Source organism: Pseudomonas sp. G1002 (assembly GCF_013385455.1).
In the GTDB taxonomy this organism is placed as follows: Bacteria; Pseudomonadota; Gammaproteobacteria; order Pseudomonadales; family Pseudomonadaceae; genus Aquipseudomonas.
The window spans coordinates 126,969-141,986 of the sequence record NZ_JACAPY010000027.1 but is presented as its reverse complement, the minus strand read 5'-3'; the positions used below and the strand labels follow the sequence as shown (position 1 = coordinate 141,986).

Here is a 15,018-nt window from a genome sequence, read left to right as displayed (position 1 = left end):
AATGTGGGAGCGGGCTTGCTCGCGAATGCGGTGGATCAGTCGTTACATGTATTGACTGACACACCGCATTCGCGAGCAAGCCCGCTCCCACAGGGGATGTGCGATGTAGCTTATTTCTTCAGCAGGGCTGAACACGCGGCCTTGTAAGCCTCATGCTGATACTTGTTCAGCGTCGCCGGCAGGGCAAAGTCGTGTTTCTTGTTCTGCGCATTGATGGTCTGCGGCGACAGCAGCGTCACTTCAACGCCCTCCAGCAACTGAAACACACCTTCAATCTTGAACGTGGTCGGGCCACCGGCGAATTCGCCTTTCTTGCTGCGCTTCTTGATGGCGATGCGGCTGATGCCGTTTTCCCGCACAAACGCGCTGACCTGAGCGGCGAAGGCCTTGACGTTGGCCGCCTCATCATCGTCTTCAAGGGCGATTTTCTTGGTGGCCAGAGCGACGTGGCCCAATGCCTGACCGTCGAGAGAGGCGACAGCAATAATGGCTTCGCTGCCTTTGATTTCGATGCCGCAGATTGTCATGAATAGCCTTGGTTCTGAGTAAAGAGTGGAGGGGATTGTCGCTTATTCCTGCCCAATCGACTCCAAAAACTCCGACCGTTCATCACTCATCCGCGCCAGACAATCATTCTGCTGGATTGCATATTCCTTGCTTCCCGCCACTGCCGGGAAGGTATCTACGGCGCAATCCGCATCCCGTAACTTTTCCCACTTCTGCTGGGCATCCTTCAGACGAGCGGTAATGTCCGCCAGCTGCGTCTTGTTGCTGCCATAGGTCGAACCCATGCGTTCCAGCAAGCCCTGGTAGTTATCCTTGAGCAGTTGTTCGGCGGTGGTTTTGTTGTAGGTGGCGCATTCCAGGGTTTGCTTGTCGTTCTCGATGCCATCGCAGGGCGTGCTGTCGGTGTCTTCAGCGGCGTGTACGCCGGTTGCGATGAGTGCCAAAGCCAGGAAAATCGATTTCATTGCGCCGTCTCATATCAGTTGATGAGCAAATTCTGGCTCAAGCGTAAGACAAAGAACAGACACCCGTCAGAGATGTCATGTTGGCCTTTGTCGCGGATTGACGCTTTCGGCAATTCCCTTGTCGTTTTTGCACCCGGCTCCTTCTGCCCCGGGGCATATGCTGGCCCCAAAGCGCCGGCAGACGATTCGGCGCATGAATCGCCAATAAGGGGACGCCTGATGAGCCCAGCCGAATTGCACGCCGACAGCATCGTTATCGACGGGCTGATCATTGCCAAGTGGAACCGCGACCTGTTCGAAGACATGCGCAAGGGTGGCCTCACCGCTGCCAACTGCACCGTGTCGGTATGGGAAGGGTTCCAGGCCACCATTAACAACATCGTGGCCAGCCAGACCCTGATTCGCGAAAACAGCGACCTGGTGATCCCGGTGAAAACCACCGCCGATATCCGTCGCGCCAAGGAACAGGGCAAGACCGGCATCATCTTCGGCTTCCAGAACGCCCACGCGTTTGAAGACCAGCTCGGCTACGTCGAGATCTTCAAGCAGCTCGGGGTTGGCGTGGTGCAGATGTGCTACAACACCCAGAACCTGGTGGGCACCGGCTGCTATGAGCGCGATGGCGGCCTGTCGGGCTTCGGTCGCGAGGTCGTCGCCGAGATGAACCGCGTCGGCATCATGTGCGACCTGTCACACGTGGGCTCCAAGACCTCCGAAGAAGTCATCCTCGAATCGAAAAAGCCGGTGTGCTACTCCCACTGCCTGCCTTCAGGCCTCAAAGAGCACCCGCGCAACAAGTCCGATGAAGAGCTGAAGTTCATCGCCGACCACGGTGGCTTTGTCGGCGTGACCATGTTCGCGCCGTTCCTGGCCAAGGGCATCGACTCGACCATCGACGACTACGCCGAAGCCATCGAGTACACCATGAACATCGTGGGCGAAGACGCCATCGGCATCGGCACCGACTTCACCCAGGGCCATGGCCAGGATTTCTTCGAAATGCTGACCCACGACAAGGGCTACGCCCGCCGCCTGACCAGCTTCGGCAAGATCATCAACCCGCTGGGCATCCGCACCGTGGGCGAGTTCCCGAACCTCACCGAGACCCTGCTCAAGCGCGGCCATCCCGAGCGCGTGGTGCGCAAGATCATGGGCGAAAACTGGGTCAACGTCCTGAAGGACGTCTGGGGCGAATAAGCCACCACTCACGCCTCTTTTCCCCCAACCTTATGCGTCGGGGGCTTACCAAAGCATTTTCCGGAGTTAAGTTTCCATGGCCAAGATCGCCCCTCAATTGCCTATCGAAGTCGACAGCGAAACCGGTGTCTGGACCTCCGACGCCCTGCCGATGCTGTACGTGCCGCGCCATTTCTTCGTCAATAATCACATGGGGATCGAAGAAGTCCTGGGCAGCGAGGCCTACGCCGAAATCCTCTACAAGGCCGGCTACAAATCCGCCTGGCACTGGTGTGAAAAAGAAGCTGAATGCCATGGCCTGGAAGGCGTCGCAGTGTTCGAGCACTACATGAAGCGCCTGTCGCAGCGCGGCTGGGGCCTGTTCAAGATCCAGGACATCGACCTCGATAAAGGCACGGCCAGCGTCAAGCTCGAGCACTCGGCATTCGTCTACGTGTACGGCAAGGTCGGGCGCAAGGTCGACTACATGTTCACCGGCTGGTTTGCCGGCGCGATGGACCAGATTCTCGAAGCCCGCGGCAGCAAGATCCGCACCGTTGCGGAACAGGTATACGGCGGCTCCGAAGAGGGCCACGACGACGGCCTGTTCACCGTCAAGCCGTTGTAAGTCGAGGACCCTGCCATGGCTTTCGAAGCAATGTTTGCGCCGATCCAGATCGGCAAACTGACCATCCGCAACCGCGTGCTCAGTACCGCCCACGCCGAGGTGTATGCCACCGACGGCGGCATGACCACCGACCGCTATGTGAAGTACTACGAAGAGAAAGCCAAGGGCGGGATCGGCCTGGCGATCTGCGGCGGTTCTTCCAGTGTCGCCATCGACAGCCCGCAAGGCTGGTGGAAGTCGGTGAACCTGGCGGATGACCGGATCATCCCGCACTTCCAGAACCTGGCCGATGCCATGCACAAGCATGGCGCCAAGATCATGATCCAGATTACCCACATGGGCCGTCGCTCGCGCTGGGACGGCGAGCATTGGCCCACGCTGCTGTCGCCCTCGGGCATCCGCGAGCCGGTGCACCGCGCCACCTGCAAGACCATCGAGCCTGAAGAAATCTGGCGGGTGATCGGCAACTACGCTACCGCTGCGGCACGGGCCAAGGCCGGTGGCCTGGACGGTGTGGAGCTGTCGGCGGTGCACCAGCACATGATCGACCAGTTCTGGAGCCCTCGGGTCAACAAACGTACTGACGAATGGGGCGGCAGCTTCGAAAACCGCATGCGTTTCGGCCTTGAGGTGTTGAAGGCGGTACGCAAGGAAGTCGGCCCGGATTTCTGCGTCGGCATCCGTTTGTGCGGCGACGAATTCCATCCGGACGGCCTGTCCCACGAGGACATGAAACAGATCGCCAAGTACTACGACGACACCGGCATGCTCGACTTCATCGGCGTTGTCGGCTCGGGGTGCGACACCCACAACACCCTGGCCAACGTTATCCCGAACATGAGTTATCCACCGGAGCCGTTCCTGCACCTGGCGGCCGGCATCAAGGAAGTGGTCAAGGCCCCGGTGCTGCACGCGCAGAACATCAAGGACCCGAACCAGGCCACGCGCATCCTGGAAGGCGGCTACGTGGACATGGTCGGCATGACCCGCGCCCACATCGCCGACCCGCACCTGATCGCCAAGATCAAGATGGGCCAGATCGACCAGATCAAACAGTGCGTCGGCGCCAACTACTGCATCGACCGCCAGTACCAGGGCCTGGACGTGCTGTGCATCCAGAACGCCGCCACTTCCCGTGAATACATGGGCGTGCCGCACATCATCGAGAAATCCACCGGGCCAAAACGCAAAGTCGTGGTGGTGGGTGCCGGCCCGGCCGGGATGGAAGCGGCGCGGGTGGCTGCCGAACGTGGCCACGACGTGACGTTGTTCGAGAAGAAAGAATTTATCGGCGGGCAAATCACCACTGCATCGAAAGCCCCGCAGCGTGACCAGATTGCCGGGATCACCCGCTGGTTCCAGTTGGAACTGGCGCGCCTGAACGTCGACCTGCGCCTGGGTGTGGCGGCGGACGCGGCGACCATCCTCGACCTGCGCCCGGACGTGGTGGTGCTGGCGGTGGGCGGTCATCCGTTCCTGGAGCAAAACGAACACTGGGGCGCGGCTGAAGGCCTGGTGGTCAGCAGCTGGGACGTGCTCGACGGCAAGGTTCTACCTGGCAAGAACGTGCTGGTGTACGACACCATCTGCGAGTTCACCGGCATGTCGGTGGCCGACTTCCTCGCGGACAAGGGCAGCCAGGTCGAGATCGTCACCGACGACATCAAGCCGGGCGTGGCCGTGGGCGGTACGTCGTTCCCGACGTACTACCGCAGCATGTACCCCAAGGAAGTGATCATGACCGGCGACATGATGCTGGAAAAGGTCTACCGCGAAGGCGACAAGCTGGTGGCGGTGCTGGAGAACGAATACACCGGGGCCAGGGAAGAGCGGGTGGTGGACCAGGTGGTGGTCGAGAACGGCGTGCGTCCGGACGAAGAGCTCTACTACGGGCTCAAGGCAGGCTCGCGCAACAAGGGCCAGATGGACATCGAGGCCCTGTTCGCGATCAAGCCGCAGCCGTGCCTGAGCGAGCCGGGCGAGGGGTACTTGCTGTTCCGCATTGGTGACTGCGTGGCCCAGCGTAATACCCACGCGGCCATCTATGACGCCCTGCGCCTGTGCAAGGATTTCTGACGAGGTGTACTCGGTCAAATGTGGGAGCGGGCTTGCTCGCGAAAGCGGTGTGTCAGCCACTGGATGCATCGACTGACACGCTGCCTTCGCGAGCAAGCCCGCTCCCACATTTCGGGCCAGTTTCACAGTAGACCTGTGTGGTCTTCGGGAGCTTCACCATGTTGAACACCCTTCTTCCCATCCTGCTCTTCGCCGCCCTGGGCCTTGCCGTCCTCGGCGCGCTGCGCCGGGTGAACATGTGGCGCCGCGGCCGGTCCTCCAAGGTCGACTTGCTCGGCGGCCTGTTGGCCATGCCCAAGCGCTACATGGTCGACCTGCACCATGTGGTCGCCCGCGACAAATACATCGCCAACACCCACGTCGCCACCGCCCTGGGCTTTGTGCTCTCGGCGCTGCTGGCGATCCTGGTGCACGGTTTCGGCCTGCATAACCGCATCCTCGGCTACGCCTTGCTGTTGGCTTCGGTGCTGATGTTTGTCGGCGCCACCTTCGTCTACCTGCGCCGTTGCAACCCGCCTGCACGCCTGTCGAAAGGCCCGTGGATGCGCCTGCCGAAAAGCCTGATGGCGTTCTCGGTGAGCTTCTTCCTGGTGACCTTGCCGGTGGCCGGGATTCTGCCGGCGGACTTCGGCGGCTGGCTGCTCGCCGCGCTGCTGAGCCTGGGCGTGCTGTGGGGCGTGTCGGAAATGTTCTTCGGCATGACCTGGGGCGGGCCGATGAAACACGCCTTCGCCGGTGCCCTGCACCTGGCCTGGCACCGCCGCGCCGAACGCTTCGGCGGCGGCCGTTCCACCGGTTTGAAACCCCTGGACCTCGCGGATAAAAGCGCGCCCCTGGGCGTGGAAAAACCGGTGGATTTCACCTGGAACCAACTGCTCGGCTTCGACGCCTGCGTGCAGTGCGGCAAGTGCGAAGCCGCGTGCCCGGCGTTCGCCGCCGGCCAGCCACTGAACCCGAAAAAACTTATCCAGGACATGGTCGTCGGCCTGGCCGGTGGCACCGACGCCAAGTTCGCCGGCAGCCCGTATCCTGGCAAAGCCATCGGCGAACACAGCGGCAACCCGCACCAGCCAATCGTCAATGGCCTGGTGGACGCCGAGACCCTGTGGTCGTGCACCACTTGCCGCGCCTGCGTGGAAGAGTGCCCGATGATGATCGAGCACGTGGACGCCATCGTCGACATGCGCCGCCACCTCACCCTGGAAAAAGGCGCGACCCCGAACAAGGGCGCCGAAGTCCTGGAAAACCTGATCGCCACCGACAACCCGGGCGGTTTCGCACCGGGCGGGCGGATGAACTGGGCGGCGGATTTGAACCTGCCCTTGCTCAGCGACAGGAAAACCGTCGACGTGCTGTTCTGGGTCGGCGACGGTGCCTTCGACATGCGCAACCAGCGCACCCTGCGCTCGTTCGTCAAAGTGCTGAAAGCCGCCAAGGTCGACTTCGCCGTACTGGGCCTTGAGGAGCGCGACAGCGGCGACGTGGCCCGGCGCCTGGGCGATGAAGCGACTTTCCAGCTGCTGGCCGCACGCAATATCCAGACCCTGGCCAAGTACAGCTTCAAGCGCATCGTCACCTGCGACCCCCACAGTTTCCACGTGCTGAAAAACGAATACGGCGCCTTCGATGGCAACTACCTGGTGCAGCACCACAGCACCTACATGGCCGAACTGATCGACGCCGGCGCCCTGAACCTGGGCCAGCACAAAGGCAACAGCGTGACCTATCACGACCCGTGCTACCTGGGCCGCTACAACGGTGAGTACGAGGCACCGCGCCAAGTGCTGCGGGCGCTGGGGATCGAGGTCAAGGAAATGCAGCGCTCCGGTTTCCGCTCGCGCTGCTGCGGTGGCGGTGGCGGGGCGCCGATCACCGATATTCCCGGCAAGCAGCGGATTCCCGACATGCGCATGGAAGACATCCGCGAGACCGGTGCCGAACTGGTGGCCGTGGGTTGTCCACAGTGCACGGCGATGCTGGAAGGCGTGGTCGAACCGCGTCCCTTGATCAAGGACATTGCCGAACTGGTAGCTGACGCGTTGCTTGAAGACGCGGCACCGGCCAAGGCGCCGAAACGCGAACCTGCGGAGGTGCATTGATGAGCGACATTATTCGCCGCGACCCACGGGCCGAATGGATCGCCCGTAACCGCCTGCACCCGCTGCACGCGGCGATGCAGCCGGTGCAACACAGCTGGATGGGGCCCAATGGGGTCATCCGCAAGAACGTGCACGGTGTCGGCTTTATCGGCCCCAACGGCATCAAGCGTATTGACCGCAGCGGCGCCCAGCAGGGCGGCGCGGCCAAGCGTACGGCAGCGGTGGAAGTGCAGTTGCCGCTGCATCAGGTACCGGCGCCCGCTTTCTACATCAACGTGGTGCCGGACATGGTCGGCGGCCGCCTGAGCAGCCACGACCGCGACTTGCTGGGCCTGGCCCGGCAGCTGGCCGGCGACGACGGTGCGGTATTGGCCGTAGTGTTCGGCGAACACAAGGAAAACGCCTTCGCCACCGCCGGTGTGGATCGGCTGCTGGTGTTGGACGGGCATGAGTTCGACGGTTATTCACCGGAGCAACGGGTTCACGGCCTGCGGGCTGTGGATAACCAGTTCAACCCGCGCCACTGGTTGCTGCCGGACAGCCGCAGCGGCGGTGGTGAATTGGGGCGGCGCTTTGCCGCCAGCCTCAAGGAGCGCCCGGCCACGCGGGTCTGGCAGATCAAGGGCCAGGAATGTATTGGCCGTGCAGGCGCGGGTCAGGAGGATCTTGCCCGCCCACTGCCACGGATGATCCTGGCTGCGGCGGAGTGCGCCGATCCCGTCAGCGAAACCCGTCACGAAGTGCTGCCGGTGGAGTTATCCACAAGCCTGGCCCGCAGCCTTGCGCGTATCGAAGATTTGGGTGCGGTGGCCGTGGACCCGGCGGCGATTCCCATGGCCGAAGCCGAATTTATTTTCTCCGGTGGCAACGGGGTCAAGGACTGGGCGCTGTTCCACCAGACTGCTGCCGCGTTGGGCGCTACCGAAGGTGCTTCGCGGGTGGCGGTGGACGACGGCTTCATGGCGCGCGATCGCCAGGTGGGCGCCAGCGGCACATGGGTCACTGCACGGGTTTACGTGGCGGTGGGGATTTCCGGGGCGATCCAGCACCTTCAAGGCATTGGTGCCTGCGACAAGGTGGTGGCGATCAACCTCGACTCGGGCTGCGACATGATCAAGCGTGCCGACCTGTCGGTGATCGGCGAAAGCGCCGCGATACTGCAAGCCTTGATCGTTGCGGTCGAGGCCTACCGCCACGGCGCCAAGCGCGATGCGGCTTAAGGAAATGGCCATGACGACGAATGTAATCAGCCTGGTGTCCATCGGTGCCCACCCGACTTCCGGCCGTCCACGCCGGGCCGAGCAAGACGCGCGCGCAGTGGAACTGGGCCTGCAACTGGCTGGGGATAACCTGCAAGTGCTGCACGCCGGCGACATCGGCGAACCCACCCTGCGCGCTTACCTGGGCATGGGCTTGCCGCAGTTGCACGTGCTTGAACAACCGGCCGGGGCAGACGCCTTGCCGGTGCTCGGCGACTATCTGCGGGACGCGGGCGCCCAAGTGGTGCTCACCGGCAGCCAGGCGGAAACCGGCGAAGGCTCGGGCATGTTGCCGTTCCTGCTGGCCGAGCAACTGGGTTGGCCGTTGATTGTCGGCCTGGCCCAGGTGGAATCCATCGAAGGCGGTGTGGCCCATGTGCTGCAGGCCTTGCCTCGCGGCCAACGGCGGCGGCTGAAGGTGCGCCTGCCGTTTATGGCCACGGTGGATAACGCCGCGCCCAAGCCACGGCAAAGCGCCTACGGCCCGGCGCAACGCGGTGAGCTGACGGCCCATGACGTCGAGGTGTTGGAGGATGAGTTATTCACAGGCGCTGTATTGCAGCCGGCCAAGCCTCGGCCCAAGCGCCTCAAGGTGATCAAGGCCAAAAGCGGTGCCGACCGGATGAAGGCCGCTACGGCCAAGGCCAGCGGCGGCGGTGGGCAGGTGCTCAAGGGCGTGAGTCCGGAAGCGGGCGCTGAAGCCATTCTTAAATTGCTTATAGAAGAAGGTGTAGTGCGCTGATCCACTGTGGGAGCGGGCTTGCTCGCGAAGGCGGTGTGTCAGGTAACTCATGTACCGAGTGATCCGCCGCTTTCGCGAGCAAGCCCGCTCCCACACTGTTTTGCGGCGATTGTGGCTTTACCCACAATCCCTGTTAACCCACCTGTGGATAACCTGTTCGCGGCTGTCCGCACCCCATGCAAATCAAGCCCTCCAGCTCGCTGTACGAAAAATAACCAACCTAACTGACGGTTTTTCCTTGGGTTTTTCTGTGGATAAGGAAAATGCCCGGGACAGACTTGCCCCCAAAGTCTGTTGGTGCTTCTGTGGATAAGATGTTCGCTATCCGCTGTAGGCCATATAAAACGTGGCTTACAGTGTGCTGGTTAAAATATAGCCAATATCGCCGTTCCAGCTGAGTTTTGCTTTCAAAGCCGCGATTTTCCTCGGTTTAAGCCGGTTTTCCACAGATGGTCCAAAGTTGCCCCCAAAGTCTGTTGGCGCTTCTGTGGATAAGGTGTTTGCGTTCCTCTGTAGCCCATGCAGGACGTGGCTTTCAGGCTTTAGGTCAAAAAATGATCAATGTGGGATAAAACCGGTACCTTTGAATAAGTCACGGATTTTCTTGGTTTTATTTCGACGGGAAAGCGCAGTTGCCCACAATTGCTGTGGGTGGCTTTGTGGATAAGTTGTTGGGCAATGGCTGGAAGGCAGGAAAGCAGGGGGCTGTCAGAGACCTGGCTGTTTTTTGTACAGTTCAGGTCCCTGTCACTGTATGGCTTACTCGTGGACCGCGACGCCTTTCAGATACGGCGCTGGCGCCGCCCCCAGGTTGCTCAGCATCCGCTCGCTGTACCAGTCCACAAAGTTGACCACACCAAACTCATAAGTCTTGGAGTACGGCCCTGGCTGGTACGCGGTGGAGTTGATGCCGCGCTGGTTCTCTTCGGCCAGGCGACGGTCCTGGTCGTTGGTGGCGTCCCACACTTTGCGCATGCGCTCGACGTCGTAGTCCACACCCTCCACGGCGTCCTTGTGCACGATCCACTTGGTGGTGACCATGGTTTCCTGGGCACTGATCGGCCACACGGTGAACACAATGATGTGGTCGCCCATGCAGTGGTTCCACGAGTGTGGCAGGTGCAGGATGCGCATCGAGCCCAGGTCCGGGTTCTTGATGCGGCCCATCAGCTTGTTGCAGCCTTGCTTGCCGTCGAGGGTCATCGACACGGTGCCCTTGAGCAGCGGCATGCGCACGATGCGGTTACGCAGGCCGAAGCTGGCGTGGGCGTAAGGGATCTTTTCGGCATCCCAGGCGGCGGCGGAGGCGGCCACGTGGTCCTTGAAGGCCTGGTCGGCCCGCGGGTCGGTAACGTCGTCCCATTCCAGCAGGGTTTTCAACAGTTCCGGGTGCGACGCGTTGCAGTGGTAGCACTCGCGGTTGTTTTCCAGCACCAGCTTCCAGTTGGCTTTTTCAAACAAGGTGGTCTGGATCGCCACCTTGGTGTTCTCCATGTCGTAGGGTTCCATGTAGTGGCTCAAGGTCGACAGGAAGTCGTCGATGGCCGGCGGGTTCTCCGACAGGCTGATAAAGATGTAGCCACCGGCGGTCTTCACATTCACCGGCTTGAGGCCGTATTGCTTCATGTCGAAGTCGGCGCCCATTTCGGTACCGGCGAACAGCAGGCGGCCGTCCAGTTCATACGTCCACTGGTGGTAATGGCACACCAGCTTGGCGACCTTGCCCTTGTCGCTGGTGCACAGGCGCGAACCGCGGTGGCGACACACGTTATGGAACGCGTGCACCACGCCGTCGGCGCCACGGATCACGATGATCGGGTTCTTGCCCACTTGCAGGGTGATGTAGTTGCCCTTGGCGGGGATCTCGCAGGTCATGCCGGCGATCAACCACTCTTTCTGGAAAATTTCCTGCATGTCGATATCGAACAGCCGTTCATCAGAGTAAAACGGCTGCGGCAGCGAAAAGGTCCGCTCGCGTTCTTGCAGCATTTGCGCAGTGGCCTTGCGTGCGGGTTCCAGCGGATCGCCCAAGCTTAAGGTTGCGGTGACGTCCATCGTGTGTGTCCTCATGGCCATTCTGTGTGGCCGGCGAATAGTGGCTAGGTTTTGCAGCAAGGCGTAAAGAAAGCGTCTTTGTTGGGAGCGAGTGTGGGCCCCACAACGGCCAGAACCTTATCCATGAACGACATGGCCCACTCTGTTCCCGACGCGCAACCCCCGTGGTATGGGGGCTGGTCGCGATAAGTATGTGAATGTCGCAGATAGGTAAATGGGTGATTCGCGCGTTACGCAGAATCGCCACCATAAGGCCGATCACACGGCTATGGAGAACAGCATGTCCAACAGCTTCCTGAACCCGGTAACAACCCAGACCTGGGCCAATGGTCGGCACATCGTCCGTTGCGTCAAAGTCATCCAGGAAACCTGGGACGTGCGCACCTTCTGCTTTATGGCCGACCAGCCGATCCTGTTCTTTTTCAAGCCCGGGCAGTTCGTCACCCTGGAACTGGAAATCGACGGCCAGCCGATCATGCGTTCGTACACTATTTCCAGTTCGCCGTCGGTGCCTTACAGCTTTTCGGTGACCATCAAGCGCGTGCCGGGCGGCAAGGTGTCCAACTGGTTGCATGACACGCTGCACGAAGGCCAGGAGCTGGCGGTGCACGGGCCGGTGGGGCTGTTCAATGCCATCGACTTCCCGAGCCCGAAAGTGCTGTACCTCAGTGGTGGTGTCGGTATTACCCCGGTGATGTCCATGGCGCGCTGGTTCTACGACACCAACGCCAACGTCGACATGACGTTTATCCACAGCGCCCGCTCGCCAAAGGACATCATTTACCACCGCGAGCTGGAGCATATGGCGTCGCGGATTGATAACTTCAGCCTGCACCTGATTTGCGAAAAACACGGCCTGGGTGAGCCCTGGGCCGGTTATCGCGGTTACCTGAACCACAAGATGCTCGAACTGATGGTGCCGGATTTCCTGGAGCGGGAAGTCTTCTGCTGCGGCCCGACGCCTTACATGAACGCGGTAAAGCGCCTGCTGGAAGCCGCCGGCTTCGACATGAGCCGCTACCACGAGGAATCCTTTGGCGCGACGCCACCGGAAGCCCGGGCCGACGCGGTGGAACAAGCCGAACAAGCGGCGGATGCACCGGAGATCGACCTGGCGGACCTGCATCAGGTGGAATTCATTGCCTCTGGCAAGAGCATCCGCGTGGCACCGGGCGAGACCGTTCACGCAGCGGCGGCCAAGCTTGGCCTGCTGATTCCGAAAGCTTGCGGCATGGGGATCTGTGGGACGTGCAAGGTGCTGAAGCTGGGCGGGGAGGTCGAGATGGACCACAACGGCGGGATCACCGAGGAAGACGAAGCCGAGGGTTACATCCTGTCGTGCTGCAGCGTGCCGAAGGGTGATGTGCGCATCGAGTTCTAATGATCGTTCCCACGCTCCGCGTCGGAATGCCTCCTTGGACGCTCCGCGTCCCGCTGTGTGACGCGGAGCGTCACGGGCTGCATTCCCACGCAGAGCGTGGGAACGATCAGGCCCAGCCCTGAATCTCGATCAGGCCGTCCGGTCCTGCATAGTTACGGACGTTGGAATACCGCCAGCTCGGCCAAGTCCACACAACCCCGCTTCACAGGAATCGATCGTTCCCACGCTCCGCGTGGGAATGCCTCCTTGGACGCTCCGCGTCCCGCTGTGTGACGCGGAGCGTCACGGGCTGCGTTCCCACGCAGAGCGTGGGAACGATCAGGCCCAGCGTTGAATTTCAATCAGGCTATCCTGTCCCGCATAGTTGCGGGCGCTGGAACACCGCCAGTGCTCGGCCAAGTCCACACAACCCCGCTTCACAGGAATCGATCGTTCCCACGCTCCGCGTGGGAATGCCTCCTTGGACGCTCCGCGTCCCGTCCCGCTGTGTGACGCGGAGCGTCACGGGCTGCATTCCCACGCAGAGCGTGGGAACGATCAGGCCCAGCGCTGAATTTCAATCAGGCCATCCTGTCCTGCATAGTTGCGGGCGCTGGAATACCGCCAGTGCTCGGCCAAGTCCACATAACCACGCTTCACAGGGTTGTGGTGAATGTAATCAAGCTTTTGGCGCATCACCGCTTCGCTGTACACCAACTCGGCGTGTGACCCCTCTTGCCATAGCTGATAAATCCGGTCCGTTTTATGCGCCCGTTTGCTGAAACGCAAACGCTGCAACACTCGCTCCGCTCCTCGTTTCTGCAGGTCGTCAATGATGGTTCGAGCGGTGAAGGATTTGAACTGGCTGACACATTTACCCAGGTCAGGTGCTTGAGCGACGAAGTGCAGATGGTTTTCGAGAACGACGTAGCCGTAGAGATTGAAATGTTCGTGGGTTTGTTGATATCGCCAGCAACTCAATAGGTGGCCGACAAGGTAGTCGCGGGTAAATAGCGGTGTCCATTCCATGACAGTGCATGTCAGGAAGTGTGGTTTTTCAGGTTCGGTAATGGTGTAGCGGCTTCTGCCCATCAATTCGTCCTTGAACCGTGGTGTGGCCTGGACGCGGAGCGTCCGGGGAGGCGTTCCCACGCAGACCGTGGGAACGATCAGTTAGAGGTTATTGGGCATAGATATGCACGACGAAGTGCTGGCCGGATGCTGTCAGTTCATAGACCTTGTCAGTGATCCGCAATGTCCTCGTCGGTTCGCTGATGGTGTCACCGATTTTCGCGGATTTTCTGAATTCGTCCCAGTCGATGACGGTGGTGCTGATAGTGCCTTCGCCTAGCAAGTTGTTTCCGTAGCGTTGCGCTTCCATGGTATTGCCCTCTGCTGGATTTCCGTTTCCGGCCGATTATTCGGCTGGCGGTTAGTCCCGAAAGGCGGCCTTTTCCTTTCGGGTTCCAAGAGGCTAGTCAATGAAAGCTGAGTTGGTTGCTGTCAGAAATATCAAAAAACAGTCTCGGCCTTTCGCCATTATCTGAGGGGCTGATGCCTACTTCAGGCGCTCATTACTTCCCGAATATCTGCGGCTAATTCTCTTACGCGCTCTTCCTCGGTATCCCACGCGCACATGAACCGCGCGCCGCCTTTACCGATGAAGGTGTAGAAGCGCCAGCCCTTGGCCGTCAGCGCGGCAATTGCCGGTTCCGACAGTTGCAGGAACACGCCGTTGGCCTGCACCGGGAACATCAACTCCACACCCGGGATATCCGCCACCAGGCTGCTGAGCAATTGTGCACAGTGGTTGGCGTGGCGGGCGTGTTTGAGCCAGGCGTCGTTTTCCAGCAGGCCCACCCACGGGGCGGAGAGGAAGCGCATCTTTGAGGCAAGCTGCCCGGCTTGTTTGCAGCGGTAGTCGAAGTCTTCGGCCAGCTTGTGGTTGAAGAACAGGATCGCTTCACCCACGGCCATGCCGTTCTTGGTGCCACCAAAGCACAGCACGTCGACCCCGGCTTTCCAGGTCAGGTCGGCCGGCGAGCAGCCGAGGAATGCGCAGGCGTTGGAGAAGCGTGCGCCGTCCATGTGCAGGTTCAACCCCAGTTCCTTGCAGGTGACGCTGATGGCGCGGATTTCTTCCGGGGTGTAGACGCTGCCGACTTCGGTGGCCTGGGTCAGGGTCACGACGCGGGGTTTCGGGTAGTGAATGTCCTGGCGCTTGAGGGCGATCTCGCGGATCGACTCCGGGGTCAGCTTGCCGTTTTCGGTGCGGGCAGTGAGCAGCTTGGAGCCGTTGGAGAAAAACTCCGGCGCGCCGCATTCGTCGGTTTCGACGTGGGCGGTTTCCGAGCAGATCACGCTATGGTAGCTCTGGCACAAGGAGGACAGCGCCAGGGAGTTGGCTGCGGTACCGTTGAAGGCGAAGAACACTTCGCAGTCGGTTTCGAACAGTTTGCGGAAACCGTCGGCGGCGCGGTGGGTCCATTCATCATCGCCATAGGCGCGTTGATGGCCCTGGTTGGCGAGCTCCATGGCGGCCCAGGCTTCCGGGCAGATGCCGGAATAGTTGTCGCTGGCGAATTGTTGGCTCTTGTCGGTCATGGCCCAGTCCTGTGGTCGATGTTGGTGCGCACTTTACCCAAGATTGTC

General features: G+C 60.9%; 13 protein-coding genes. 7 read left to right on the top strand and 6 right to left on the bottom strand.

The annotated features are described in order from the left end of the window. Window positions 1-110: 110 nt before the first annotated feature. On the bottom strand, window positions 111-527 hold the full coding sequence (locus HX801_RS14875; protein WP_102604375.1) for a DUF3010 family protein: 417 nt from the start codon (window positions 525-527) through the stop codon (window positions 111-113). A 42-nt stretch (window positions 528-569) separates the two neighbouring features. Further along, the gene (locus HX801_RS14870) at window positions 570-971 is read right to left on the bottom strand and encodes a lysozyme inhibitor LprI family protein (RefSeq protein ID WP_076017818.1); all 402 of its coding nucleotides are present in this window, start codon (window positions 969-971) and stop codon (window positions 570-572) included. 219 nt (window positions 972-1,190) lie between these two features. On the opposite strand from HX801_RS14870, the gene HX801_RS14865 reads away from it, so the two are divergent. From HX801_RS14865 to HX801_RS14840, 6 genes are all read left to right on the top strand, one after another. Further along, window positions 1,191-2,168 (top strand): dipeptidase, encoded by a 978-nt coding sequence (locus tag HX801_RS14865; protein ID WP_003216932.1) that lies wholly within the window; start codon window positions 1,191-1,193, stop codon window positions 2,166-2,168. Between the two features lie 76 nt (window positions 2,169-2,244). Next, window positions 2,245-2,775, top strand: a complete 531-nt coding sequence (locus HX801_RS14860) for a DUF5943 domain-containing protein (protein ID WP_008430647.1) — start codon at window positions 2,245-2,247, stop codon at window positions 2,773-2,775. Between the two features lie 15 nt (window positions 2,776-2,790). Beyond that, complete coding sequence (gene dgcA / locus HX801_RS14855; RefSeq protein ID WP_087694764.1) at window positions 2,791-4,851, top strand: dimethylglycine demethylation protein DgcA; 2,061 nt, start codon at window positions 2,791-2,793, stop codon at window positions 4,849-4,851. 158 nt (window positions 4,852-5,009) lie between these two features. Beyond that, window positions 5,010-6,950, top strand: coding sequence for a dimethylglycine demethylation protein DgcB (gene dgcB / locus HX801_RS14850; RefSeq protein WP_177022308.1), 1,941 nt, complete (start codon window positions 5,010-5,012; stop codon window positions 6,948-6,950). Next, complete coding sequence (locus tag HX801_RS14845) at window positions 6,950-8,170, top strand: electron transfer flavoprotein subunit alpha/FixB family protein (protein ID WP_177022307.1); 1,221 nt, start codon at window positions 6,950-6,952, stop codon at window positions 8,168-8,170. Before dgcB ends, HX801_RS14845 begins: the two co-directional genes overlap by 1 nt. A gap of 10 nt (window positions 8,171-8,180) precedes the next feature. Continuing rightward, entirely contained in the window at window positions 8,181-8,951 is a 771-nt protein-coding gene (locus HX801_RS14840) for an electron transfer flavoprotein subunit beta (protein WP_102370063.1), read from the top strand. 759 nt (window positions 8,952-9,710) lie between these two features. Here the strand turns inward: HX801_RS14840 and gbcA are convergent. After that, on the bottom strand, window positions 9,711-11,006 hold the full coding sequence (gene gbcA, locus HX801_RS14835) for a glycine-betaine demethylase subunit GbcA (protein WP_003216945.1): 1,296 nt from the start codon (window positions 11,004-11,006) through the stop codon (window positions 9,711-9,713). 280 nt (window positions 11,007-11,286) lie between these two features. On the opposite strand from gbcA, the gene gbcB reads away from it, so the two are divergent. After that, complete coding sequence (gene gbcB / locus HX801_RS14830) at window positions 11,287-12,387, top strand: glycine-betaine demethylase subunit GbcB (RefSeq protein WP_008430657.1); 1,101 nt, start codon at window positions 11,287-11,289, stop codon at window positions 12,385-12,387. 537 nt (window positions 12,388-12,924) lie between these two features. On the opposite strand, the gene HX801_RS14820 is transcribed toward gbcB, so the two are convergent. The 3 genes from HX801_RS14820 to HX801_RS14810 form a co-directional block, all read right to left on the bottom strand. After that, entirely contained in the window at window positions 12,925-13,458 is a 534-nt protein-coding gene (locus HX801_RS14820; protein ID WP_008434329.1) for a hypothetical protein, read from the bottom strand. 88 nt (window positions 13,459-13,546) lie between these two features. After that, complete coding sequence (locus tag HX801_RS14815; protein ID WP_003209176.1) at window positions 13,547-13,747, bottom strand: hypothetical protein; 201 nt, start codon at window positions 13,745-13,747, stop codon at window positions 13,547-13,549. 182 nt (window positions 13,748-13,929) lie between these two features. Next, the gene (locus tag HX801_RS14810; protein ID WP_010167499.1) at window positions 13,930-14,970 is read right to left on the bottom strand and encodes a low specificity L-threonine aldolase; all 1,041 of its coding nucleotides are present in this window, start codon (window positions 14,968-14,970) and stop codon (window positions 13,930-13,932) included. Window positions 14,971-15,018: the final 48 nt, after the last annotated feature.